General features: G+C 48.5%; 21 protein-coding genes. 2 read left to right on the forward strand and 19 right to left on the reverse strand.

Annotated elements, in window-relative coordinates:
* Window positions 1-37: 37 nt before the first annotated feature.
* From H1230_RS18670 to H1230_RS18745, 16 genes are all read right to left on the reverse strand, one after another.
* Complete coding sequence (locus H1230_RS18670) at window positions 38-847, reverse strand: SDR family oxidoreductase (protein ID WP_239711420.1); 810 nt, start codon at window positions 845-847, stop codon at window positions 38-40.
* 148 nt (window positions 848-995) lie between these two features.
* The gene (locus H1230_RS18675) at window positions 996-1,862 is read right to left on the reverse strand and encodes a transglutaminase family protein (protein ID WP_239711421.1); all 867 of its coding nucleotides are present in this window, start codon (window positions 1,860-1,862) and stop codon (window positions 996-998) included.
* Window positions 1,859-2,812 carry an alpha-E domain-containing protein gene (locus H1230_RS18680; RefSeq protein WP_239711422.1) on the reverse strand — a complete coding sequence of 318 codons (954 nt, stop codon included), beginning with the start codon at window positions 2,810-2,812 and terminating at the stop codon, window positions 1,859-1,861. The genes H1230_RS18675 and H1230_RS18680 overlap by 4 nt, the downstream gene beginning before the upstream one ends.
* 70 nt (window positions 2,813-2,882) lie before the next feature.
* Complete coding sequence (locus H1230_RS18685) at window positions 2,883-4,346, reverse strand: circularly permuted type 2 ATP-grasp protein (RefSeq protein ID WP_239711423.1); 1,464 nt, start codon at window positions 4,344-4,346, stop codon at window positions 2,883-2,885.
* A gap of 371 nt (window positions 4,347-4,717) precedes the next feature.
* Window positions 4,718-5,710, reverse strand: coding sequence for a signal recognition particle-docking protein FtsY (gene ftsY / locus H1230_RS18690; RefSeq protein WP_239711424.1), 993 nt, complete (start codon window positions 5,708-5,710; stop codon window positions 4,718-4,720).
* A gap of 147 nt (window positions 5,711-5,857) precedes the next feature.
* Complete coding sequence (gene smc, locus H1230_RS18695; RefSeq protein ID WP_239711425.1) at window positions 5,858-9,427, reverse strand: chromosome segregation protein SMC; 3,570 nt, start codon at window positions 9,425-9,427, stop codon at window positions 5,858-5,860.
* A 242-nt stretch (window positions 9,428-9,669) separates the two neighbouring features.
* Window positions 9,670-10,374: a ribonuclease III gene (rnc, locus tag H1230_RS18700; RefSeq protein WP_239711426.1), complete on the reverse strand. Its 705-nt coding sequence runs from the start codon at window positions 10,372-10,374 to the stop codon at window positions 9,670-9,672.
* Between the two features lie 12 nt (window positions 10,375-10,386).
* Window positions 10,387-11,625: a beta-ketoacyl-ACP synthase II gene (gene fabF, locus H1230_RS18705; protein WP_239711427.1), complete on the reverse strand. Its 1,239-nt coding sequence runs from the start codon at window positions 11,623-11,625 to the stop codon at window positions 10,387-10,389.
* A 221-nt stretch (window positions 11,626-11,846) separates the two neighbouring features.
* Window positions 11,847-12,080 (reverse strand): acyl carrier protein, encoded by a 234-nt coding sequence (locus H1230_RS18710; RefSeq protein WP_154120704.1) that lies wholly within the window; start codon window positions 12,078-12,080, stop codon window positions 11,847-11,849.
* A gap of 124 nt (window positions 12,081-12,204) precedes the next feature.
* On the reverse strand, window positions 12,205-12,954 hold the full coding sequence (fabG, locus tag H1230_RS18715; RefSeq protein WP_239711428.1) for a 3-oxoacyl-[acyl-carrier-protein] reductase: 750 nt from the start codon (window positions 12,952-12,954) through the stop codon (window positions 12,205-12,207).
* A gap of 48 nt (window positions 12,955-13,002) precedes the next feature.
* Window positions 13,003-13,926 carry an ACP S-malonyltransferase gene (gene fabD, locus H1230_RS18720; RefSeq protein ID WP_239711429.1) on the reverse strand — a complete coding sequence of 308 codons (924 nt, stop codon included), beginning with the start codon at window positions 13,924-13,926 and terminating at the stop codon, window positions 13,003-13,005.
* Window positions 13,927-13,945: 19 nt separating this feature from the next.
* On the reverse strand, window positions 13,946-14,935 hold the full coding sequence (locus H1230_RS18725; protein WP_239711430.1) for a beta-ketoacyl-ACP synthase III: 990 nt from the start codon (window positions 14,933-14,935) through the stop codon (window positions 13,946-13,948).
* Window positions 14,936-14,943: 8 nt separating this feature from the next.
* Entirely contained in the window at window positions 14,944-15,933 is a 990-nt protein-coding gene (gene plsX, locus H1230_RS18730; RefSeq protein WP_239711431.1) for a phosphate acyltransferase PlsX, read from the reverse strand.
* A complete protein-coding gene (gene fapR / locus H1230_RS18735; protein WP_239711432.1) occupies window positions 15,917-16,513 on the reverse strand; it encodes a transcription factor FapR in 597 nt (198 codons plus the stop codon). The genes plsX and fapR overlap by 17 nt, the downstream gene beginning before the upstream one ends.
* Before the next feature lie 241 nt (window positions 16,514-16,754).
* The gene (gene rpmF / locus H1230_RS18740) at window positions 16,755-16,928 is read right to left on the reverse strand and encodes a 50S ribosomal protein L32 (RefSeq protein WP_019911234.1); all 174 of its coding nucleotides are present in this window, start codon (window positions 16,926-16,928) and stop codon (window positions 16,755-16,757) included.
* Window positions 16,929-17,006: 78 nt separating this feature from the next.
* The gene (locus H1230_RS18745) at window positions 17,007-17,516 is read right to left on the reverse strand and encodes a YceD family protein (protein ID WP_239711433.1); all 510 of its coding nucleotides are present in this window, start codon (window positions 17,514-17,516) and stop codon (window positions 17,007-17,009) included.
* Between the two features lie 150 nt (window positions 17,517-17,666).
* Between H1230_RS18745 and H1230_RS18750 the strand changes: the two genes are divergently transcribed.
* The gene (locus H1230_RS18750; RefSeq protein ID WP_239711434.1) at window positions 17,667-18,905 is read left to right on the forward strand and encodes a nucleotidyltransferase; all 1,239 of its coding nucleotides are present in this window, start codon (window positions 17,667-17,669) and stop codon (window positions 18,903-18,905) included.
* On the opposite strand, the gene H1230_RS18755 is transcribed toward H1230_RS18750, so the two are convergent.
* Entirely contained in the window at window positions 18,895-19,932 is a 1,038-nt protein-coding gene (locus H1230_RS18755; RefSeq protein WP_239711435.1) for a SepM family pheromone-processing serine protease, read from the reverse strand. The genes H1230_RS18750 and H1230_RS18755 overlap by 11 nt on opposite strands.
* Before the next feature lie 132 nt (window positions 19,933-20,064).
* Between H1230_RS18755 and H1230_RS18760 the strand changes: the two genes are divergently transcribed.
* Entirely contained in the window at window positions 20,065-21,291 is a 1,227-nt protein-coding gene (locus H1230_RS18760) for a nucleoside recognition domain-containing protein (protein ID WP_239711436.1), read from the forward strand.
* On the opposite strand, the gene coaD is transcribed toward H1230_RS18760, so the two are convergent.
* Window positions 21,263-21,781 (reverse strand): pantetheine-phosphate adenylyltransferase, encoded by a 519-nt coding sequence (gene coaD, locus H1230_RS18765; RefSeq protein ID WP_239711437.1) that lies wholly within the window; start codon window positions 21,779-21,781, stop codon window positions 21,263-21,265. The genes H1230_RS18760 and coaD overlap by 29 nt on opposite strands.
* Window positions 21,765-22,373 carry a 16S rRNA (guanine(966)-N(2))-methyltransferase RsmD gene (gene rsmD, locus H1230_RS18770; RefSeq protein WP_239711438.1) on the reverse strand — a complete coding sequence of 203 codons (609 nt, stop codon included), beginning with the start codon at window positions 22,371-22,373 and terminating at the stop codon, window positions 21,765-21,767. Before rsmD ends, coaD begins: the two co-directional genes overlap by 17 nt.
* Window positions 22,374-22,805 lie beyond the last annotated feature (432 nt).

A 22,805-nucleotide genomic window follows, 5' to 3' on the forward strand; every position in this document is an offset into this window, starting at 1 on the left:
TTCACATCGGACCCGGAGACACGGATATTAATTTCTTTTATGATAACAGCGATTCCGCCCCATCAATCACAATTTGTGCTCCAGTAATATGAATAGATTCGTCAGATGCCAGAAAGGACACCAACTCTGCTACATTATCGGGTTTACCGGGACCGTCAGCAAGCGGCTGCGCACCCTCTGGGAACTCAATCGGAATAACGATCGCCCCGATCTCCTCGTTAAATTCTGTGCTCTCATCAATATTTGTGGATATTGCTCCTGGACAGATCACATTTACACGAATTTTGAATTTGGCAAGCTCCAGTGCAGCCATTTTGGCAAAAGCTACCTGACCAGCCTTCGTGGTACTGTAAGGGGACCAGCCAAAGCTGGCAAACCGCGAATTACCGTTGATGGAGCTTGTAATGATGATGCTGCCTTTTCCTTTCTTCTTCAAATGTGGAATACTATATTTTAGGGTCAAGAAGGTTCCGGTCAAATTCACCGACATCGTATGTTCCCAGTCACTTAGACTGAGTTCTTCGATAGGTCCTACTGCACCGTTGATCCCTGCATTCGCAAATACAATATCCAATCCTCCAAAACGCTCCACGGTTTGGCGTACCGCTTCTTCCATCCGCTCCGCATCTGAAGTATTGACATCAAGCGCTAATGCGCAGTCCTTGCGCAATTTATTAAGCTTCTGCTCCAATTCGAAGTTACGTTCATTCACTAAATCAAATAACGCGACGTTTGCACCTTCCCGTGCCAACTGAATGGCAGTTGCTCGGCCGATTCCCGAACCTGCACCGGTAATTATGGCTGTTTTCCCGACAAAGCGCTGCTTCTTAGCTATATTTGGGCTCATATGTACTCTCCTTCCACATCATCCATTGAAATGACTCTGTTTCAAGATTACCCAACTCACCCCTATTTTTAATCATTTTAAGTAAAAATCGCAAAAAAATAGCTCCCGCAGAAGCTAAATATCCACGGGAGACTCCTTGTGCAAATATTCAATTTTCCAACTGCCGTACATCCACTTTCACCGTTAAGGTGCCCGGCCCCCCGCGATATACTCCCTTTACAGGTACAATATCTTTGTAATCCCGGCCATGACCAAGCTTTATATAACGCCAGCTCACTTCTACATTATTTGTTGGATCAAACCCGAGCCAGCCAGTACCTGGAATGTGAGTCTCTACCCAAGCATGCGAAGCCTGCTCGAAATTGGCATTCCCACCCTGCAGGTCCCCGACAAAGTGATAACCGCTCACGTATCTGGAAGGCAGACCCACACTGCGACAGACAGCGATCATCAGGTGGGCATAATCCTGACAGACCCCACGTTTGAGCTTCAGAGCTTTTTTGACGGTTGTGTTCACACTGGTTGCTCCGGGATCATAGGTGAACTGCTCATAGATCGTTGAAGATAACTTTACAATCCACTCGTACATATCTTCAGCTTCATCAAATGGATGCTGCGAAGCGAACTCGACCAGCTCACGTGTCACCTCGGTATAACGGGTAGGTAAAATAAATTCAATGTAACGGTTCTGAAATTTCTCGTCATTCAGCAGCTCGACCTGCTCCTTAAGCGGGATACGCGGCAGATCCCATCCTTGTGCCTTATCCAGTGTTACAACCGTAGCCTTAGTATGGATGACCATCTCCGTATGCGGCTTGTTAACAGAATAGGCATGAACCCTGTTTCCAAAGAAATCTTCATAGGTTAATAGATTAGCCGCCGGATAAACATCAACTTCATGATGGTAACATGATTGCCGATAGTTAGTGCGCGGTGTCAGCCTGATCTCATTGACACTGTCCGTAACGGGATTGGGATAGCTGTATGTGGTCGTATGATCGATTTGGATCTTCATGCTGATATTCCTTCTCGCCGAAAAAAGGCGCCTTCCATCGTTTTCCCCAGCTTTTGGCAGGAAAGCATCAGTGAATTCAGTACATCCTCTACCAGATCACCAGACATATCTTCATTTTCCATATAATCAAGCTCTGCTTTGATCTTTCCAGCTTGCCGGATAACTTTCTCATGCCCAGAGCCTTTTTCCGATGAATCTAGCTGAAGCTTGGCCAAATGCTCTTCCAGTTTATGAAAGGAGAACCGCACTGAACGCGGAAAGTAGGCATTGGCGATCAGAAACTCTAGTATACTTTCCGGTGACATGGCATCTGCATAATAACGACGAAACGCCTGATACCCACTCACAGATTTCAAGACGGCTTGTAGTTGAATATAGACCCCATTCATATCTTTGGATCGGCACGATGCCGTCACCGATTGTAATATGCGAGTAGTATTTTCCGCCCGCTCCAGAAACCGCCCACTCTCGATAAAATGCCACTCATTCCCTCTCAGCATGACCGACTGCTCTGCTCCCAGGAACATAGCCGTCCGTTCTTTGATCTGTTGGTAGAATTGGTGCGGTCCACTCATAATATCCGCAACCGATCTATCCCCAAGCCATAGATTGAAGCTGTTCGCAATATCCCATAGTTCACTAGGCAAATGTTGCCGCAATGTCCGCAAGTTATTTCTCGCTTGGTGCACACAGGAGAATATCGAATTGGAATTGCCAAGGTCCAGAGTTATAAAGGACAGCACATCCTGCTCAGAGAAACTTTCAAATTGCTGTTGATACTGAGTTCTGACACCTAAGGCATCAATCAACCGTGACCATTTATGTCCTTCTTGCTGGAAGTCCTCTTCCTGCTGGATATGATAATGTACATCTATAAGCCGTGCATGATTCTCAGCCCGTTCAATATATCTGCCTATCCAAAATAAAGCCTCCGCATTGCGATTCAGCATCTTCAGCCACTCCCTCATCTTACATATTGATGCCGCATTGGTTAAATGTCAGCAAACTCGCTAGGCAGTGTCAGGCCATTACCCATGTATCCTTAACTCCGCCTCCTTGAGAAGAATTGACAACCAGTGACCCTTCTCTCATTGCCACTCGTGTTAACCCTCCGGGGATAACATGCGGTTTGCGGTCAGCACCCATTAATACGAAAGCTCTTAGATCAATATGACGCGGTGTCATCGTTCCTCCTGACAATACAGGGGCTCTAGAGAGAGACATAATCGGCTGGGCGATATAACGCTCCGGATCAGCAAGAATCTTTAACCGGAACTCTGCGAGATCTTCCTTGGTTGCCTCACTACCAATCAACATCCCGTAACCTCCGGATAGCGAGGTTTCCTTAACTACCATTTCCGGTAGATGGTCCAGCACATATTGGCGTTCTTGTACTCTGGATAACAAATAAGTTGGAACATTTCCAAGTATTGGTTCTTCATTAAGGTAATAACGTATCATGTCCGGTACGTATACATACATGGCTTTGTCATCTGCTACACCTGTTCCGGGCGCATTCGCTATCGCTATGTTTCCAGCCCTATAGGCATTCATCAACCCCGCTACCCCAAGCAGCGAATTCGGTTGAAAAGCGAGCGGATCAATAAAATCATCGTCCAGACGGCGGTACAATACATCTACGCGGCGCAGTCCATTCATTTCTTTAAGATAAATCTTATGATCCTTCGTCACCAGATCGCGGCCTTCAACCAAATGGATGCCCATTTGTTGAGCCAGAAAAGCATGCTCATAATAGGCGGAATTATATTCTCCTGGAGTCAATAGTGCAATTACCGGATCGGAAGTGCGTGTTGGGGAAAGACTGCGCAGCACCGACAGGAATTGATTCAGACTATGATCCACATCGCGAATTGAGCTGGCAAATGACAATTCCGGAAACAACTGATTCATCATCGATCTGCCTTTAAAGAGATAAGAGAATCCTGAAGGAGTTCGCAAATTGTCTTCAAGTACATAATATTGACCGTCATGATGGCGGATTAGATCAATTCCCGAGGTATTTACATAAGCTCCACCGGGAACTCGTAAACCAGCCATCTCTGGCCGAAAATAACAATTAGAGATAATCATGCGCCGCGGTACAATTCCATCCTTAACAATGTACTGCTCATGATAGATATCGTGAATGAATAAATTCAATGCAGTAATGCGTTGAATGATGCCGGCTTCAAGCCTTTCCCACTCATCTTTGGGAATAATCCGGGGAATCATGTCGAAAGGAATGGTACGTTCCATCGGCTGGTCCTGTGCCGGATTGTATAATGTAAAGGTAATACCTTCTTCCATCATTCGTCGCTGCATCATATTCTGCTTGGCTTGCAGCTCTTCGGGGCTCATCCCGGAAAACATGCGGTTCACATGTTTGTAATGAGGTCTGACATTCCGTTCATCAGCATACATTTCATCGAAAAAGTCCTGTAGCGGGTACGGAGACAGACCGGGTAAAGGATCTATTTTTGACATGAGCCCGACTCCTTTCGGATAACAAGTAATGTTTAGTAACAAATAACACTTAAAATCAAGATTATTAACCATAAAAATATTGATTTATACCCTCATCATACGAAAATGATAATGTTCATGTCAATATATATAACAGCAAAATGGAGTTTCTGAACCATCTTACACTCTGTAATCGCTTCCTTTCTCTATTTCGTAGTTTGCAGGAGCATAGAAATAGACAATACATAAAATTGTATGCTAGAGAGTTGACAAGCATTACTATTATGAATTTTTCATATATTGAAATAGTATAATAATATTATTTTTGGAATAACAAAAAAGCAGCAAGCCTCCAGTTAATGAGTGCTTGCTGCTTTTTGCAGGTAATATTTCTATTCCTCTGATTCTGCTGTCTCAGCAATCAACCCTGCGAATAGGGCATGCACGAACTGCTGAGAATCGAACACCTGTAAATCATCAATTTTCTCACCCAAGCCCACAAGCTTTACGGGTAGATTCATTTCCTGACGAATGGCAATAACAATACCACCTTTGGCTGTGCCGTCCAGCTTGGTCAGCACGAGACCGGTAACCCCACTCTTCTCGCCAAAAAGCTTAGCCTGAGTAAGCGCATTCTGTCCAGTAGTCGCATCCAAAACCATAAGAACCTCATGCGGAGCACTAGGGATTTCCCGTTGAATGACACGAAAGATCTTATTCAGCTCTTCCATAAGGTTGCTTTTGTTCTGCAGTCTGCCAGCCGTATCACAGATCAGTATATCAACATTACGTTGCTTAGCCGCTTGCAGCGCATCGAACATTACTGCTGCCGGGTCAGAACCCGACTGCTGCTTGATCACATCTACTCCGGCACGCTGGCCCCACACTTCCAACTGCTCAATTGCACCAGCACGGAAAGTATCACCTGCAGCCAGCAGAACCTTTTTACCCTCTTGCTTATAGCGGTGAGCCAGTTTGCCAATTGTGGTCGTCTTGCCGACCCCGTTAACACCAACGAATAGAATAACGGTAAGTCCATCTGGATTCTCATTCAAGCGGTTATCATCATCTCCGCGCAGCAGCTCCATCAGCTTGCGGGACAGAATCGGTTGTAGCTCAGTCGCATCCTCAATCCGCTGCTGTTTCACTTCTGTACGCAGTTCCTCAACAAGCTTCATAACTGTATTTACGCCGACGTCAGCACCAATCAGAATCTCTTCCAGCTCTTCGTAGAACTCTTCATCTATTTTTTTGCGGCGGATAATAAGGTCAGACACCTTTTCGACAAGTCCTTTACGAGTTTTCTCCAGACCGTCTCGAAATTGTTTGGTTACACTCTCCGTCTTGCCGGAGATGCTTTCCTTCAACTTTCTAAAAAAGCTCATTTTGTTCCTCCTAAAGTTTTATGGAGCATTTACTCCCTGGCATTCTTCGCAATAAAACTGCCTCGTAAGCATACGCTAAGTTTTGTTAGCATCACTTCATAGAACTACTTCGTACAAAACTGCCTCGTAAGCATACGCTACAATCACTTATGCTATTTCTGCCTCTTCATCCTCTAAACGGACGGAGACGAGCTTGGATACGCCGCCCTCTTCCATCGTTACACCGTATAACACATCCGCTTCCTCCATAGTTCCTTTGCGATGTGTAACTACAATAAACTGTGTCTGCTCGGAGAACTCGCGCAGATACTGCGCGAAACGTACCACATTAGCTTCATCCAAGGCCGCCTCAACCTCATCCAGTACACAGAAAGGAACCGGCTTTACCTGGAGGATGGCAAACAATAGAGCCATAGCGGTCAATGCGCGTTCTCCACCAGAGAGCAGCTGTAGATTTTGCAGTTTTTTGCCAGGAGGCTGAGCCACAATATCTATGCCTGTATCCAGCATATGTTCCGGGTCCAGCAGCATGAGGTCTGCCCGTCCGCCGCCGAACAGCTTCGAGAACACCGTACCGAATTCGCGGCGAATGGCATCAAAGGTCTGCTTAAAGCGTTTGGACATTTCCTCTTCCATTTCATGGATCACATGATACAGTGTTGTCTTGGCCTCGACCAGATCATCCTTTTGACCACTAAGAAATGTAAAGCGCTCATGTACGCGCTGGTATTCCTCAATTGCTCCTAGATTAACCTCACCCAATGCGGAAATACTACGTTTGAGTCGCTGTACATCCGCTTGAGCGGCGGGCACATCCTCAGGCACAGGATAACGCTGCTTCGCCAGCTCATAGCTAAGTTCATAATCCTCACTCAGCTTGCGCAAAATATTATCCAGCTCAACATCAAGTCTGCCCACAGAAACCTCAGTAGAACGCAGCTTGTCCTCGACCACTCGCAGTGCCTGCCGTTGGTCTTTCGTCTCACCTTCTGCCAGCTCCAGCTTACGCGTTAATGCTGATCGCTCTGCTCTTGCCAAATCAAGCGTACCAGAGGTTGCTTCCTTCTTAAGGCGGTTGCTGTTCAGACTTTCCTTCTGCTGTACCGCTTCCAACGTATTATTGACTAAGTCCTGTTCTATTGTATCCAACAAGCTGCGGTTCTGGCGCAGCTCTTTATCCTGTGAGCCAACATCCTGTCTTAAACGCCGCAGTTGCTCCTCAAGGGAAAAAATCTCCTGATCTAGCTTGCCTTCCGCAACCTTCATCCCAGTCAGCTTGCCTTGCAGCTCTTCTTTGGCAGATTCATTGGCCTTCCGCGCAGATTCGGCGTTCCGGATTTCCTCATGGGCTTCCTTCTCTTCCTTCACCAAGCGTTCAAGCTCGGTAGTAGCCAACTTCCTCGACTCTTCAAGTCCACGGACCTCGCTCTCAAAGCTGCTGCGTTCCGCGCCCGCGCTCTCTACTTGCTCAAGCACATGGCGCAGCTCTTGCTCCAGCTGCTTCAGGTCGCCCGAAACCCGCTGCTCTTCCAGACGTTTCTCGTCTCCATCACGACGCAACGTTTCCAGCTTCACCGTGGCGTTCTCTTGCTCCTCACGGAGACGCGTTATGCTCTGATTCAGCTTCGCAATCTGGCTTTCGCTTTCTTCAATCTCATCACTCAATTGATCCAGCTGGCGCTTACGGCTTAATAGACTGTTGCTCTTCTTGTGCTGGCTACCTCCGGTCATCGAACCTCCGGCATTAACCACATCACCTTCAAGTGTTACCACGCGAAAGCGGTACTGACATTTAGCCGCAATACGATTAGCCTGCTCAAGACTTTCGGCTATAACAACATTTCCGAGCAGACTGCCGACAATACTTGCATATTTATCGTCGAAACCTACTAAATCGGAACCAATACCTACAAACCCTTCAGCGTCCCCCACCAATCCACGATCGCTGCTGGAAATTTGCCGAGGCCGGATCACGTCAAGCGGGAGAAAGGTAGCTCTTCCTAATTGACGCTGCTTCAAAAAAGCAATCGCCTGGCGTGACACAGACTCATTCTCCATGACGACATGCTGAAGCGACGCGCCGAGCGCAGTCTCCATAGCAAGCTCCAGCTTCTCTGGGACAGAGATCAGCTCGGCAACAGCGCCATGCACCCCGTTCAACTGCCCTTTGCGTGCGCCCTTAAGCACTTCCTTAACCCCAAGCATGAAGCCGTCAAAGTCATCCTGCATTTCCTTCATAGTCTCGTGGCGGGAGACCTGTGCTTCACGCTTCTGTTCCCATTTACGCAGACCAGATTGCGTCTCCTCCAGCAGCTTCTGTCTCTTGGTGAGCTGCTCACTCTCCGAGATATAGGCACCGCGCAGAGCTCCCAGCTCCTTGCCGAGCAGTGCTATCTTGTCCTTGAGCCCCTTCTCGGCCGCAGACAATTCTCCGCGGCGAACTGTCCACTTATCGCCCTCTTCTTCACTGCGGCTCATGCGGCGCTCCAGATTCTCCTTCTGCTGGTCTGCGTAACGAATTTCGTTACGCGCTCCAGCCATCAGGTTCATCAGCTCCAAGAGTGCGCTCTTCAGCTTCTCTTCCCGGCTCTGGCTGATGCCGTCAGCTACACCTTCCAGCCTTGTTTCCTCGTCAGCCAGCTGCTTTCTCAGCTCGACAAGTGCTGTACGGGATTGTGTAAGCTTAAGCTCCAGATCCGTTAACTCACGCAGTCGATCCGCCGAACGCTCACCCACAGAACCAACCGTTAGCAGCAGTTGCTCGCGATTATTCTCCAGATTACGTCTGCGTTCCTTCAGCAGCTCACCATAACCTTCGCTTTTCTCATAAGCTTCAATATACCGCAGCAGCTGTTCTTGCTGCTGTTCTATCTGCGCTTCCAGTGTCCGCAGAGCAGAACGTCCGCTTTCCAGCTTGGCATCATGCGCTGACACAATGGTTGACAGTTCGAGCTGTTCATTCCGCAATGTCACAAGCTTGGCATTACCTTCCTGCCAAGCCGTATGTATCCCTTCGATCTGGTGCACATACACTGAGATCTCCAGTTGCTTCAGCTGTTGACGCAGTTCCTTGAAACGCACTGCCTTCTCAGATTGATCCTTTAGCGGTCCGACCTGATCCTCCAGCTCACTGATCAAATCATGGATACGCAACAGGTTCTGTTCTGTATCCTCCAGCTTGCGTCCGGCATCCTTTTTGCGCGATTTATATTTCACAATTCCTGAAGCCTCTTCAAAGATCCCCCGCCGGTCTTCAGAACGGGTACTAAGTATTTCTTCAATCCGGCCTTGCCCAATAATAGAATAAGCCTCACGCCCGATACCCGTATCCATAAACAGCTCTGTGATATCCTTCAGACGGCAGGCTTGCTTGTTGATTAAGTACTCACTCTCTCCGCTGCGGTGAACACGCCGAGTGACCGTCACTTCGCTGAAATCCAGCGGAAGCGTGTGATCTTCATTATCGAGCGTTAGCGAGACTTCACTTACATTCACTGCTTTGCGAGCGTCACTACCGGCAAAAATAATATCCTCCATCTTGCCGCCGCGCAAAGATTTGGCGCTCTGTTCGCCCAGCACCCAACGGATGCCATCCGAAATATTGCTTTTGCCGCTTCCGTTCGGACCTACTACGGCTGTAATTCCACGCACAAATTCCATTTCCGTTTTGTCGGCAAACGATTTAAAGCCAGCTAATTCAATCCGTTTCAAAAACATAACTCGCCAATCACCTCAGACCCATTATAACATAGCGTTCGTTGCCCTAAAATAGCACTCAAGACGATGAACCTACTGATTTATTTAAGTAAAAATATAAGGATAAAGTATAATTTCACAGTATACTTTATCCTTATATTTCGAAAAAGAGCAGCAACAGTCTGACCTCCGCCAAATGGCGACACTCAGACCATTGCTGCTTTTCTCCTCTAGCTTGACTTACTCCCAAGACAATAAAATTCTCAGGCGCCGTCTTCCTTCAGCAGCAGCAATGCTGCCGCCGCCGCTTGTTGTTCTGCTTCCTTCTTGGAGCGCCCGCTTCCACTACCTAGTGAACGGCTGGCCATATACACTTCAGAGACGAATTCACGCTCATGCGCCGGTCCCCGTTCTTCAATGATCCGATATTCCAGCGTACCCATGCTGTGATGCTGAATCAGCTCCTGCAGCTCCGTCTTGTAGTCGGTCATCTGCATTTGCAGCTTACCATCTGTCTCCACAAGCGGAAATACGTGATTATCAAGAAACCCGCGTACCGTTTCCAGTCCTTGATCGAGATAAAGCGCTCCCACGAAGGATTCAAACACATCAGCCAGCAGAGCCGGGCGAGTACGTCCGCCCGTAAGTTCTTCCCCTTTACCCAGCAGTACATAACGGCCGAAACCCAGGCTTTCAGCGAATCTGACCAGCGAAGGCTCACACACAATAGCTGCCCGCAGCTTGGTCAGTTCACCTTCAGGCCTGTCCGGCAGAAGATTGTACAAATATTCAGAAACCGTAAGCTCCAGCACAGCATCGCCGAGAAACTCAAGGCGTTCATTGTCCTGATGCTGATTGAAACGGTGTTCATTCACATAGGATGCATGGGTAAAGGCTTGCTTTAGAAGTACAGAATCGCGAAATTGGATATGAAGTTGAACTTGTAATTGCTTCAAGTCGCCTTTCACCGCGCTGTCCCCTTACTGATTATATTTTTTTAAAATAACTGTGGCGTTATGTCCACCGAATCCGAAGGAATTCGACATGACAATGTTTAGATCCGCTTCACGCGGCACATTTGGTACATAATCCAAATCGCATTCCGGATCAGGATTGTCTAGATTGATTGTTGGTGCAATCATCCCTTTTTGGAGGGATAGTCCGCATATAATAGCTTCCACTCCACCAGCAGCTCCTAGCAAATGCCCGGTCATCGATTTCGTCGAGCTGATCGCTACCTTATACGCATGGTCTCCCAAGGCTTTCTTGACAGCAAGCGTCTCTGACTTATCGCCTACAGGTGTTGAAGTACCATGTGCATTAATGTAATCAATATCTTCTGCAGCAATCCCGGCATCACGAATCGCCATCTTCATGCAGCGAGCCGCACCATCCGGATCAGGTTCAGTCATGTGATGAGCATCTCCGCTAAGTCCATACCCAATCACTTCAGCATAAATTCTTGCTCCGCGCTGTTGTGCATGCTCAAGCGATTCCAGAACCAGAATTCCCGCTCCTTCACCCATGACGAAACCATCACGATCGACATCAAACGGACGACTGGCCTTCTCCGGCTCCTCGTTACGAGTAGACATTGCTCTCATTGCACAAAACCCGGCCATGCCAGTAGGACGAATCGTTGCTTCCGCACCGCCGCAGATCATTGCATCTGCATCACCGCGCTGGATAAAACGAAATGATTCCCCTATGGAATGGGTACCTGTTGCACAAGCTGTAACCATAGTCGTATTAGGACCCTTGGCACCCAGGTTAATGGACAGCTGTCCAGAACCCATATTAGCAATCATCATAGGAATAAAGAAAGGGCTGACACGCTTGGGACCCTTCTCCAGCAATATATTATGATTGTCTTCCCATGTGCCAAGTCCGCCAATACCTGAGCCAACGGATACGCCAATTCTCTCTGCATCAATATCTGTACCGATTGTAAGGCCGCTATCCTTCAGCGCGTCTTCACCAGCAGACACAGCAAACTGTACGAAACGGTCCATTTTACGAGCTTCCTTGCGACCAAACATCGCTTCAGGATCAAAATCTGTAACAGAAGATGCTATTCGCGTAGTATATTCACTGACATCAAAGGCTTCAACCAATGATACACCGGATTTGCCACTCATCAGGTTACCCCAAAACGTTTCCAAATCCTTACCCAGCGACGTCACTACGCCCATACCGGTAACAACCACTCTATGACTCAAACGCAATCACCCCATCTGTAGGCTGTACTTTAACATACTGAAATTATTTACTGCGAATTAATACTATATAAACTGCAGTCACCACATGGTTTACCCATCAGTGATCCTGTTATTTTCCCACTAAAGGGGCAAAGAAACACACCCTTTGGTCAATCATTTGCACCGTAAAAATGAGGAGAAGCCCCGCCTTAGCAAAGAACGGGACTCTCAATCATAGGACTCTAGGTATGAGATTGTATGTACTTCACAACTTCACCCACGGTCGTAATCGTCTCTGCATCTTCATCAGAGATTTCCATATCAAATTCATCTTCCAATTCCATAACCAATTCTACTACATCAAGAGAATCAGCACCTAAATCATCTTTGAAAGACGCTTCTAATGTTACCTCAGCTTCATCGGCACCTAAGCGGTCGATGACGATACGTGTTACACGCTCTAATACATCGGACATCCGGTTCACCTCCTCTTTTGGTATTATACGAGATATGAGGTCAAAATGCCATATTCGCGTTAAAAACGCCTTCTGAACATCTCAATTCCTTCCCCTATAAAGATTTTAACTCTTAGGCTAATGCTTACATGTACATCCCGCCATCCACGTGTAGTGTCTGGCCGGTCATATAAGCTGCTCCTTCCGAAGCTAGGAATAACACGGCCATGGCGATATCCTCCGGCCGTCCAAGACGGGCAAGCGGAATTCGTTTGGTCAGTTCACTGCGGACTTCCTCGGACAGCTCGCTGGTCATATCGGTGTCTATGAAGCCGGGAGCGATACAGTTAACTGTTATTCCCCGTGAGGACAGCTCAAGGGCTGCCGACTTCGTCAGACCGATAATTCCCGCTTTGGCTGCCGAATAGTTCGACTGACCAGGATTGCCTGTGACACCCACTACAGAGGAAATGTTAATGATCCGTCCGTAACGCTGTTTCATCATCGGACGTGTGGCTGCCTTAAGACAGTTGAACACACCTTTGAGATTGGTTTCGATAACCTGATCAAACTCTTCTTCTTTCATGCGCATAATCAGATTATCCCGGGTAATACCGGCATTGTTAACGAGAATGTCGATTTTGCCCCAAGTGTTCATAACCTCTTTAACTAGACTATCCGCTTGTTCAGTATTACCGACATTGCCCCGAAGTGCAATTCCTTCCGAGCCAAGCTCCACAATACGCGCTACAACTTCCTGAGCGGCAGCTTCATTTCCAGCGAAGTTCACAGCTACTTTTACGCCGCGTTCCGCCAGTGCCAAGGCTATACTGCGGCCAATACCGCGTGAAGCACCAGTGACGAGGGCCGTTTGGCCCCGCAATGCTGAGAACATTGTTTATCCCCTTTCAATCATGCTGCATACAAGCCCATGCTAATCCTCTTACCAAGCAGTTTGGGCATTCTCCAGGCTGTTGATATTGATCAACTTTACGGTTTTGTCAATTTTGCGGATCAGCCCCGTCAATACACTGCCGGACCCAATCTCTACAAAAGTGTCAACACCGTCAGCTATCAGCCATTCAATACTATCCTGCCAGAGAACTGGTGAATAGACTTGACGCACAAGCAGCGCACGGATTTCTTCAGGATCGGTGACGGGTAACGCTGTGACATTAACGATAACAGGCACGGACGGAGTGTTGAAGGTTACTTTCGTAAGCTCAACCGCCAAACGATCCGCTGCCTCCTTCATCATAGAGGAGTGAAACGGTCCGCTTACTTCAAGCGGAATTGCCCGTTTGCCACCTGCCTCTTTGACACGCTGCACAACGCTGTTTACACCAGCCAGTGAACCGGATACAACAATCTGCCCAGGGCAGTTAATGTTCGCCAGCTCTACCGAACCAGTCTCTTCCGAAACACTGCGGCATAATTCCGCCAGGGCCTCACGGTCTGCGCCAAGCACTGCTGCCATGGCCCCCAGGCCACCTGGAACAGCTTCTTCCATGAAACGTCCACGCAGACGCACCAGTGCGACAGCATCCTCGTAAGATAGAACACCTGCCGCTACCAGCGCGCTGTATTCACCAAGACTGTGACCAGCTACATAATCCGGCTGCACCCCTTGTTCACGCAGCGCCTCAAGATAAGCCACACTAGCTGTAACCAAAGCAGGCTGTGTATTCACCGTCTGCTTCAATTCACTGTCGGGACCTTCAAAAATAAGCGTGCTCAGCGGAAAGCCAAGCACTTCATCGCCCTTCTCGAACACCGCACGGCTGTGTGGCAAGGCATCATATACATCCTTACCCATACCTACGGCTTGTGCACCTTGACCGGGAAAGACAAATGCGATTTTACCCATAAATATTAACTCCTTCCTGCTACCAGATGATAACCGCTGCGCCCCATGTGAGACCGCCACCGAAGCCGACCATCAGCACAGTATCGCCTTCCTTCATGCGTCCCTCTTCCGCTGCTTCTACAAGAGCCAACGGTATTGAAGCCGCTGAAGTATTGGCGTATTTATCTACATTGATTACACATTTCTCTGGAGGCAGATCCAGACGCTGCATAGCAGAATGAATGATGCGGATGTTCGCCTGATGCGGTACAAACAGATCAATATCTTCTTTGACCAGGCCCGCTTTGGTGAGCACGCGCTCTGTGGCAGAGCCCATGATACGTACGGCGAACTTGAATACGTCACGACCGTTCATATAAATGAAATGCTTCTTATCCGCTACAGTTTGCTCAGAGGCAGGCAGACGAGAACCGCCGGCTTCCAGCTTGAGCAGATGTCCGCCTGAACCTTCAGCACCCAGATCGAAGGATTGGAAACCACGGCCTTCTGGAACTTCTCCAACAATCACTGCACCTGCACCATCACCAAACAATACACATGTATTGCGATCAGTGTAATCTGTAATACGTGACAACGTATCCGCACCAATCACCAGAGCATTGTTGTACATTCCGTTCTGAATAAATCCAACCGCGGTAGCCAAGCTGTAGACGAAGCCAGAGCATGCTGCCGACAAGTCAAACGCTGCTGCGTTTTTGGCACCCAGCTTATCCTGCAATATGCAGGCGGTAGAAGGAAAAGAACTGTCCGGTGTAACTGTTGCTATAATAATAAGATCCAGCTCTTCCGCATTCATGCCTGCAGATGCCAGTGCTTTGATCGCAGCTTCATACGCAAGATCAGAGGTTGCTTCATGCGGAGCAGCAATGTGCCGTTCCCGAATACCCGTCCGGCTGACAATCCACTCGTCATTCGTATCTACTATCTTCTCCAGATCACTGTTGGTTAATATTTTCTCAGGAACATATTTCCCTGTACCGATAATTCCAACTGGCCGCAACTGTTTCATATTGTCACTCACTTCCCGCTAATTTCCTTAGATATGCTTGGCACAAGATCTGCCAGAAGCGCAATCCGTGCTTGTCTAACTGCATTCTTAACTGCATTCCCATCTGAAGAGCCATGCCCTTTCACTACTAGACCACTAAGACCGAGCAGCGGTGCTCCACCGTGCTCCTTATAATCCATCTTACCTTTAAGGCTGCGAAGCTCTGGCATCAGCAGTGCTGCACCTAGCTTAGTCTTAAGAGAACGGCTAAACTGTTCCTTCAGCAAAGAAAACATTGCACCAGCCGTGCCTTCCAACGTCTTCAGCAGTATGTTGCCGGCAAAACCGTCACAGACAAGCACATCACAGTTCCCGGTCAACACATCGCGAGCTTCCACATTGCCGACAAAATTTATGCCCGGCAAACTCTCCAGCAGGGGATAAGCTTGTTTGGTCAGTTCATTCCCCTTGCCAGGTTCAGTGCCCACATTCAGCAAACCCACACGCGGCTTAGCAATTCCATGTACTTTATGGCGATAAATACTACCCATAAGTGCGTATTGTTCCAGATGCTGGGCAGTGGCATCCATGTTGGCGCCAAGATCCAGCGCCAGAACACCTACATCATCCAGTGTCGGAATCATTGGTGCCAGTGCCGGGCGTTCAATGCCCTGCATTCTTCCGACTATGAGCAGCCCCGTAGCCATAAGCGCACCTGTATTGCCAGACGAAATCATCGCGTCGGCTTCGCCTTCACGAACCATACGTCCGGCAACGACCATGGATGAATCCTTTTTCCGCCGGACTGCCTTTACAGGCTCCTCATCAGATCCGATAACATCTCCTGCATGTCGCACTGTCACATTAGTCGGTTTATTCTTCAGCAGCGGCGCAAGTCTGGCTTCATCACCAACAAGCACAATCTGCAAGTCCTTCCACTCCGCGGCCGCGGACAACGCCCCCTCTACATTGCATTCAGGAGCGTTGTCCCCGCCCATGGCGTCAATGGCGATCAGCACTACGGTTTCCCCCTTCACTGTATTCTTCAATTGCGGACCGATATACAATAAAATGACCCTGAAATACCAGCTCTTCACCAACATACGTAAACACATCTACCTCAGCTTTGCCGCCCCGGCCTGCGAGTGAGCGCACTTGCGCTTTGGCAATACATTTCTCTCCAAGACGGACCATACGTACAAAGCGAATATCGGCGGAGGCTGTCAGAGCAATCTCGTCATTAATAATGGCAACCGCAAGTGAATTGGCTTGGGCGAAAACATAGTGACCACGGGCGATTCCGTTTCTGGAAAACACATGGTCCTCACGAATTTCAAATATGGAAATTCCGCTCTTGTCCAGCTGTAAATCCACAATATCTCCGACTACTTCATCCGCAGGCAAGGAGCGAACCTGATCATAGGAATGCTCTGCCATTTGCTTCATACGCTCTCGCAATTCAGGAATACCCAGCTCCATTCGGTCCAGCCGGATGGTCTGAATGCTCACCTTCAGTTGACGGGTTAATTCCCGGTCTGTTACGAAAGGATTGCCTCCGATGATTTGAAGCAACTGTTGCTGGCGTTCTTTCTTGGACATCCGCTCGATAGCGGCTCACCTCCTGGCACATGCTAATGAAAGCACTCGGCCGCTAGAATGGCCGCCGTTATTAATGTTATAAGTTATATATGTTATTTAGAACCAGGTACTAATATGTAGTATAAAGCATGCCGCACCAAAAATAAAGCTTTGCCTTCGTTACCGCTCTATTCGGCAAAAAAATAGCACCTCACCGGCAGATGAAGTGCTACTTCTTAAATATATTCGTAACTTGTCAGAACTATTGTTTGATAATTTCTCTTGCTTTGTAAGTTCCGCAAACTTTGCATACGTGGTGAGCTAGTTTCAACTCTCCGCATTGTTCACATTTCACCATGCCCGGCACAACCAACTTAAAGTGTGTGCGGCGTTTGTCACGGCGGGTTTTGGATGTTCTCCGTTGAGGTACTGCCATTTGTGATACACCTCCTTATATACAGTATTTCGTTCAACCTGCTTAGACAGCAGGATGTGCTTAGTCTCATTCAATGTTTCATTTAAAAAAGTTTTTCAACCCAGCGAGTCGAGGATCGATCACTGTGTTGTCGCAACTGCAGGTGCCTTCGTTCAAGTTCTGTCCGCATTTCTGACAAAGACCAAGACAATCTGCCTTGCACAATACCGAATCCGGTAAGTGCAGTACGAAATTTTCTTCCACATACGGGATAAGATCCACACTCTCATCCTTGATGTAAATGAGTTCCCCATCTTCATCTTCCGGAAGAACCGGCTGCTTAAGCCACTTGAAAGTCTCGGCAAAAGGAATGTTCATGTATCTCTTGACCTCGGTAAGACAACGTGAACACATCATGTCCACATCTCCACTCAGTTTCCCCACCACTTGCACACAATCGGTGCCTGCGGGCAGCGCTTTAAGGTCCACTGAGAGCGGTGCAACAGCCAGAATATCCTTGCGCCCTTTGACAACCTCGCTTACATCCAGACTATCTTGGATCAGCAAAGGCTCGTCGGCATTCGCAATTTTGCGAAATTGCATTTTCATAACTATCACTCCAAACAAACAAAATTTATTATACCTATTTATATTGACCTTTGTCAACCCTTTTCCCTTTATATTATTTCTGGAAATAGGGTGAACTATGATATAACTATTAATAATACTATATTTTATAGAAGATGGAGTGAAGCAACTGTGACTACAGTCGGAATTGTAGCTGAATACAATCCTTTACATAACGGACATGTTCACCATTTCCATGAGGCCAAAAGACTGGCTGGTGCGGAGAAGGCTATTGTCATTATGAGTGGCCCCTTCACCCAGCGCGGCGAGCCGGCGGCGGTAAGCAAGCAGGCCCGGACAGAGATGGCGCTCCATATGGGCGCCGACCTCGTCATTGAGCTGCCGGTGGCGTACGCCATCCAGCCGGCAGAATGGTTCGCCTTCGGAGCGGTTTCACTGCTGGAAGCGACCGGAGTCGTGGACAGCCTGTGCTTCGGCTCCGAAGCTGGCAATTTGGGTTCGCTGCTGCCGCTGGCCAAGTACTTGGCCGAAGAGAGCAGCGAACTTAAAGGCGAAATCCGCCGCCGCATGGCGCTCGGGAGTAGCTTCCCCGCCGCCTACAGTGCGGCGGCGGCTTCTGCCTGGCAGGATTCTCTCCTTGAAGAGGAGAATCCCCTTGATGCCCGTGAACTGCTGCGCCAGCCGAACAACAGCCTCGGCTTACATTACTTAATATCTTTGCAGCGACTGCACAGCAAGATTCAGCCCTTGACAGTGCCACGCACGGGCGCTGGCTTCCATGATCCACTGACTACAGGCTCAGCCATCGCCAGTGCTACAGCTATCCGCAAACTGCTTCAGGAGGGCGGCTCCCCAGCTTCATATATGCCCAGTTATAGTTTATCTATACTTGAGCGTGAGCACACAGCTGGCAGAGGCCCGCTAGGGCTGGAGGATTTCCAAACTCCACTTGCGCATGTTCTCACCACACGCAGCGCCGCAGAGCTGCAATTGATGCAAGATATGAACGAAGGCCTAGAGCATCGAATCCTGCGTCTTATGCCGCAGCTAGAGCAATTCACTGTGACAGGCCTACTCACTCTGTTAAAGAGCAAGCGCTATACCCAGACCCGGCTGCAGCGCCTGCTGCTGCATGTCCTGCTTAATCATTCTAAAGAAGAATTGGCCTCTCCCATTCTAGCACAGGGACCTGGATATATCCGCATTCTTGGCTTCCGCGAGAGTGGGCGAACACTGCTAAAACAAATGAAGCAAAGCGCTACCCTGCCCGTTGTCATGCGGCCGTCGCTTTGCTCCCATCCTCAGCTTGAACGCGATCTGCAAGCAGGCACCGTTTATGCGGGAGCATTCGCTAATCCACTGCGGGGTGATCTATACCGCGATTATTTAGAGCCTCCGGTCAGGGTTTGACCGGAAGCTCCTGCATATACTTCAGAGCCTCGCTCAACGTGGATACAGGCACTAGCTTCATCGTTGTGCCTATTTTGTCTGCTTTTGCCTTAGCTTCTTCATAATTCTTAACTGGCACGAAAAAAATCTCCGCGCCCTTCCGGTCCGCAGCGACAATCTTATGCTTCACTCCGCCAATGGCGCCAACATTCCCCTCTGCATCAATGGTACCCGTACCTGCCACTCTGTGTCCTTTAGTCAAGTCGCCAGGAGTTAGCCGGTTGTAAATCTCCATTGTGAACATCAGACCCGCGGAAGGGCCCCCTACATCGGTATCTACAAAACTGACTTCCTTACCTGCTTCCTTAGCTTGCACTTTTTGCACCGCGCCTATCGCAACTCCAAGACCCGGCCGGACAGAAGTGTTGTCTTTATTCTTGATCTCTACAAGCGTCACTTGCTCTTTAAGCTCTTTGCCAGCACGTTGTAACGTAACAGCAACTTTCTCCCCAACCTGCCTTTTGGACAGAAGTGCCGACAAGGCCTCTGGATCGGTAACTGCCTGTGCGTCTACGTTAATGATTTTGTCGCCAGGTTGAAATTGTCCTGAATTGCTCTCCACCGGAACCGAAAATACATACAGATATTCCGTAACATCTTCGTATGGAATATTAGCGGCGTGATATGCAGCCTGCACAGCAAAGGACTGAGAACTGCTCATATAATAGACCTGCTCCGCTGCATATTCGTCCTCCGACTTATCGCCCAGCCGCGTTTCTTTGCGAATAATCTCTGCATTGGAATTAAACAGGGCCGCGGCTAGTAATACCACATTCGCATAGCTGGCAGATACCGTAGTCATCATAAAAGTTCCCTGCTCAGCTGGATCTGCGTTCTCCACTTTAATCATAGGAGCTACCTCCGAGGCACTTCCCGGCTGATACACAATGAAAGGCGTACTCATAAATACGGCGACATAAAGGACTACTACAAAGCTAATCAGGTATGCTGTGGCGCGAAATCCCGTCCGACGATTCATCTGCTTCACTGCTTTTCCCTTCTTTCGTGCGACACTGTAGCTATATGGGTTTCCTCCTAGCTTGGCATGACGATTGTCTACTCTGCATAAATTGTTAACAATACCCGTCCTGTCCTAAGCTATGAAGAGGTGATATGAGAAATGTACATTAAAATACGCCGGATCGCCGCAGGCTCTACACCATTTGTGTCCGGGATACTTGCCATACTGCTTGCTATCGCCATCGTGTCGTCCCCAGAATCCTCTTTCGCCGCTTCACTTCAGGGTCTCAAGCTATGGTGGACACTTGTATTCCCGGCACTGCTGCCCTTCCTTATTCTGTCGGAAATGCTGACGGCCTCAGGTTTCGTACATGGATTTGGTGTATTGCTGGAGCCGCTCATGAACCGGATATTCCGGCTTCCAGGCGCAGGTGGCTGGATACTGGCCCAAGGTATAACAGCCGGATTCCCTGGTGGGGCCGGAGGTGTGGCACAACTGCATAAGCAAGGGAGTATAACGGATAAAGAGGCTGCAAGGCTGGCGTCACTGGCCCATTTTGCCAGTCCGGTAACTCTGCTCATTGTCGTCGGTGTAGCACTCTTGCACAGTCCCGGAGTGGGCTATGGCCTACTTGTTATCCATTGGCTGTCGGGTCTGCTGGCAAGCTTTACTGCGAGCAGGTGGAATAGTAAGTCCAAGGATATACCGTCTGCCCAGAAGAAAACGACAAAAAGAAAGTCAGCCTCACTGCCCCGTCGCATCCTGCAAGCCTCAGCAGATGCTCGTAAGCAGGATGGGCGGAGCTTCGGCAAGCTGCTCGGTGAATCCGTTGCTACTGCCGTACAAACGCTGATGATCGTAGGCGGATACATGATTATGTTCGCTGTAATCAGCAGTATTGTAACCTCTTTGTTTCCGATGCTGCCTTCGGCATTGCCAGCTAGCCTGTTGGAAATACACTTAGGTGCCGGAGCAATAAGCACAGGTGCGATCAACGTCAATGCTGGCAGCGCATCAGGAATAGTCGGCTTGGCACTGCTGTCAGCAGCTCTTGGCTGGAGCGGACTTTGTGCTCAGATCCAGGTATTAACCGTGCTCAAATCGGCCGGAGTGAAATTCCTGCCCTTCGCGGCCGTTCGTCTACTGCACGGACTGTATGCTTTTGGATTAACTCTCTTGTTCTGGAAGCCACTGTTAGCTTTACGTGTTGCCGTGCTGCCTGTGCTCGCCGGTTCGGAAACCTTACAATCTCAGACGGTAAAAACTGCTGATCTCTGGTCTTTTTTCCCCAAGCTACTAGGCCTGCAAGCTCTACTGTTGCTTCTACTGACGCTGCTCTCTTTAGCTGTCTATCTTCTTACTGCGATTCGTCGCCAGAGGGTCTGAATTTAAGCTTCATGGCTTGTTCAACCTCTGGCGTTACAAAATCCGTCACATCTCCGCCAAAATGGGCGATTTCCTTAACTACACTGGAACTAAGATAAGAATATTTCGGATTCGTCATCATAAAAATGGTCTCGGCATCCGGATCAAGGTTGTGATTAATAGAGGCATTTTGCAGTTCGTATTCAAAATCAGTAACTGTTCGGATGCCGCGTACGATGACCTGAGCATCTTTTTGCCGGACATAATTGACCAAAAGATCACGAAAGCTGTCAATTTCCACATTCGGAATGTCATGGGTAGCTTGACGCAGAAGATCTTTGCGTTCCTCTACAGTGAACAAAGGATTCTTGCTTAAATTGTTTAGCACGGCAACGATCAAACGATCAAACTGCTTCGCTGCACGCCGAATAATATCCATGTGCCCCATAGTTACCGGATCAAATGTACCGGGATATATAGCCACACGTTCTTTTCTAATTTGTAGACTCATCTGTACCTCCCTCACCACTCTTGGTTTCTTCCGTGCGAGCAGCTTCATACTGATAAATAGAAATAGTCGTTTCCCCATAAACGGCCTGACGCAGCCTGTAGAACCCTACAATATCTTCGGGATAACCGTAGGCTGATTCATGCTCTAGTACAATTACCGCATCCTTGTTCAGCAAGCCTTTTTGAGCCATAGCAAGCATCAGCTCGTCACCATGCTTCAGACGGTATGGAGGGTCCAGAAAAACAAGATCAAAAGAGCGTCCCCGTTTCTCCATCGCACTAAGTGCTCTTCCGGCATCATTGCGGTAAACCTCTGCCTTCTCCTCAAGCCTTGTAGCTTTCAAATTCGCTCGTACTGTATCAATGCTTTGGGGTTCCATATCCACAAATACCGCGCTGTCCATCCCCCTGCTCAAGGCCTCGATTCCCAGTCCGCCTGTACCCGCAAATAAATCGAGCGTTGAGCCACCCTCGAAATAAGGGCCGATCATACTAAATACTGCTTCCTTAACCTTGTCGGTCGTTGGCCGCGTTCCGCTGCCCGGAACACTTTTCAGGGGTCTCCCCTTTGCACTTCCCGATACAACTCTCACCGTTCCATTCACCTGCTCTATATCTCTGTTTATTATGCCGGTTTGAGGCATAAGTCCACGCCTATCGTACCACATTTGCAGCATGAAATAAAAAAGATTGTCTCTATATGTCATACAGCCCGCCACTGGCGATCTCCATAATTATTTCAACCGTATGTATAAGACTGGACATCAAGGGACATCATGTAATTATCGACATCGCAAAATGTCGTAGACAACCGCGGAGCAGGCTTACGTTTCCCCATAAGCTCTTCGTCCGGTTTCTCCTCTCCCATGAAAGGGGCCCTAGTGATAGGGCCCCGAATTTATGTTTGTGGAGCCTTATATAGTAAGGATTTATTCAACATCCAGCGAAAATTATCGCCAGTAAAAATATAAATTGGGCACCGATTGGACACCATTTACCTGAAAACATTAACGCTCGCTGATGCT

Source organism: Paenibacillus sp. 19GGS1-52 (assembly GCF_022369515.1).
Taxonomy (GTDB): Bacteria; Bacillota; Bacilli; order Paenibacillales; family Paenibacillaceae; genus Paenibacillus_AQ.

Coding starts and splice junctions, on each gene's coding strand:
- H1230_RS18670 (WP_239711420.1), bottom strand. CDS start 847: ATGAGCCCAAATATAGCTAAGAAGCAGCGCTTTGTCGGGAAAACAGCC.
- H1230_RS18675 (WP_239711421.1), bottom strand. CDS start 1,862: ATGAAGATCCAAATCGATCATACGACCACATACAGCTATCCCAATCCC.
- H1230_RS18680 (WP_239711422.1), bottom strand. CDS start 2,812: ATGCTGAATCGCAATGCGGAGGCTTTATTTTGGATAGGCAGATATATT.
- H1230_RS18685 (WP_239711423.1), bottom strand. CDS start 4,346: ATGTCAAAAATAGATCCTTTACCCGGTCTGTCTCCGTACCCGCTACAG.
- ftsY (WP_239711424.1), bottom strand. CDS start 5,710: ATGAGCTTTTTTAGAAAGTTGAAGGAAAGCATCTCCGGCAAGACGGAG.
- smc (WP_239711425.1), bottom strand. CDS start 9,427: ATGTTTTTGAAACGGATTGAATTAGCTGGCTTTAAATCGTTTGCCGAC.
- H1230_RS18710 (WP_154120704.1), bottom strand. CDS start 12,080: ATGTCCGATGTATTAGAGCGTGTAACACGTATCGTCATCGACCGCTTA.
- fabG (WP_239711428.1), bottom strand. CDS start 12,954: ATGTTCTCAGCATTGCGGGGCCAAACGGCCCTCGTCACTGGTGCTTCA.
- fabD (WP_239711429.1), bottom strand. CDS start 13,926: ATGGGTAAAATCGCATTTGTCTTTCCCGGTCAAGGTGCACAAGCCGTA.
- H1230_RS18725 (WP_239711430.1), bottom strand. CDS start 14,935: ATGAAACAGTTGCGGCCAGTTGGAATTATCGGTACAGGGAAATATGTT.
- fapR (WP_239711432.1), bottom strand. CDS start 16,513: ATGTCCAAGAAAGAACGCCAGCAACAGTTGCTTCAAATCATCGGAGGC.
- rpmF (WP_019911234.1), bottom strand. CDS start 16,928: ATGGCAGTACCTCAACGGAGAACATCCAAAACCCGCCGTGACAAACGC.
- H1230_RS18745 (WP_239711433.1), bottom strand. CDS start 17,516: ATGAAAATGCAATTTCGCAAAATTGCGAATGCCGACGAGCCTTTGCTG.
- H1230_RS18760 (WP_239711436.1), top strand. CDS start 20,065: ATGTACATTAAAATACGCCGGATCGCCGCAGGCTCTACACCATTTGTG.
- coaD (WP_239711437.1), bottom strand. CDS start 21,781: ATGAGTCTACAAATTAGAAAAGAACGTGTGGCTATATATCCCGGTACA.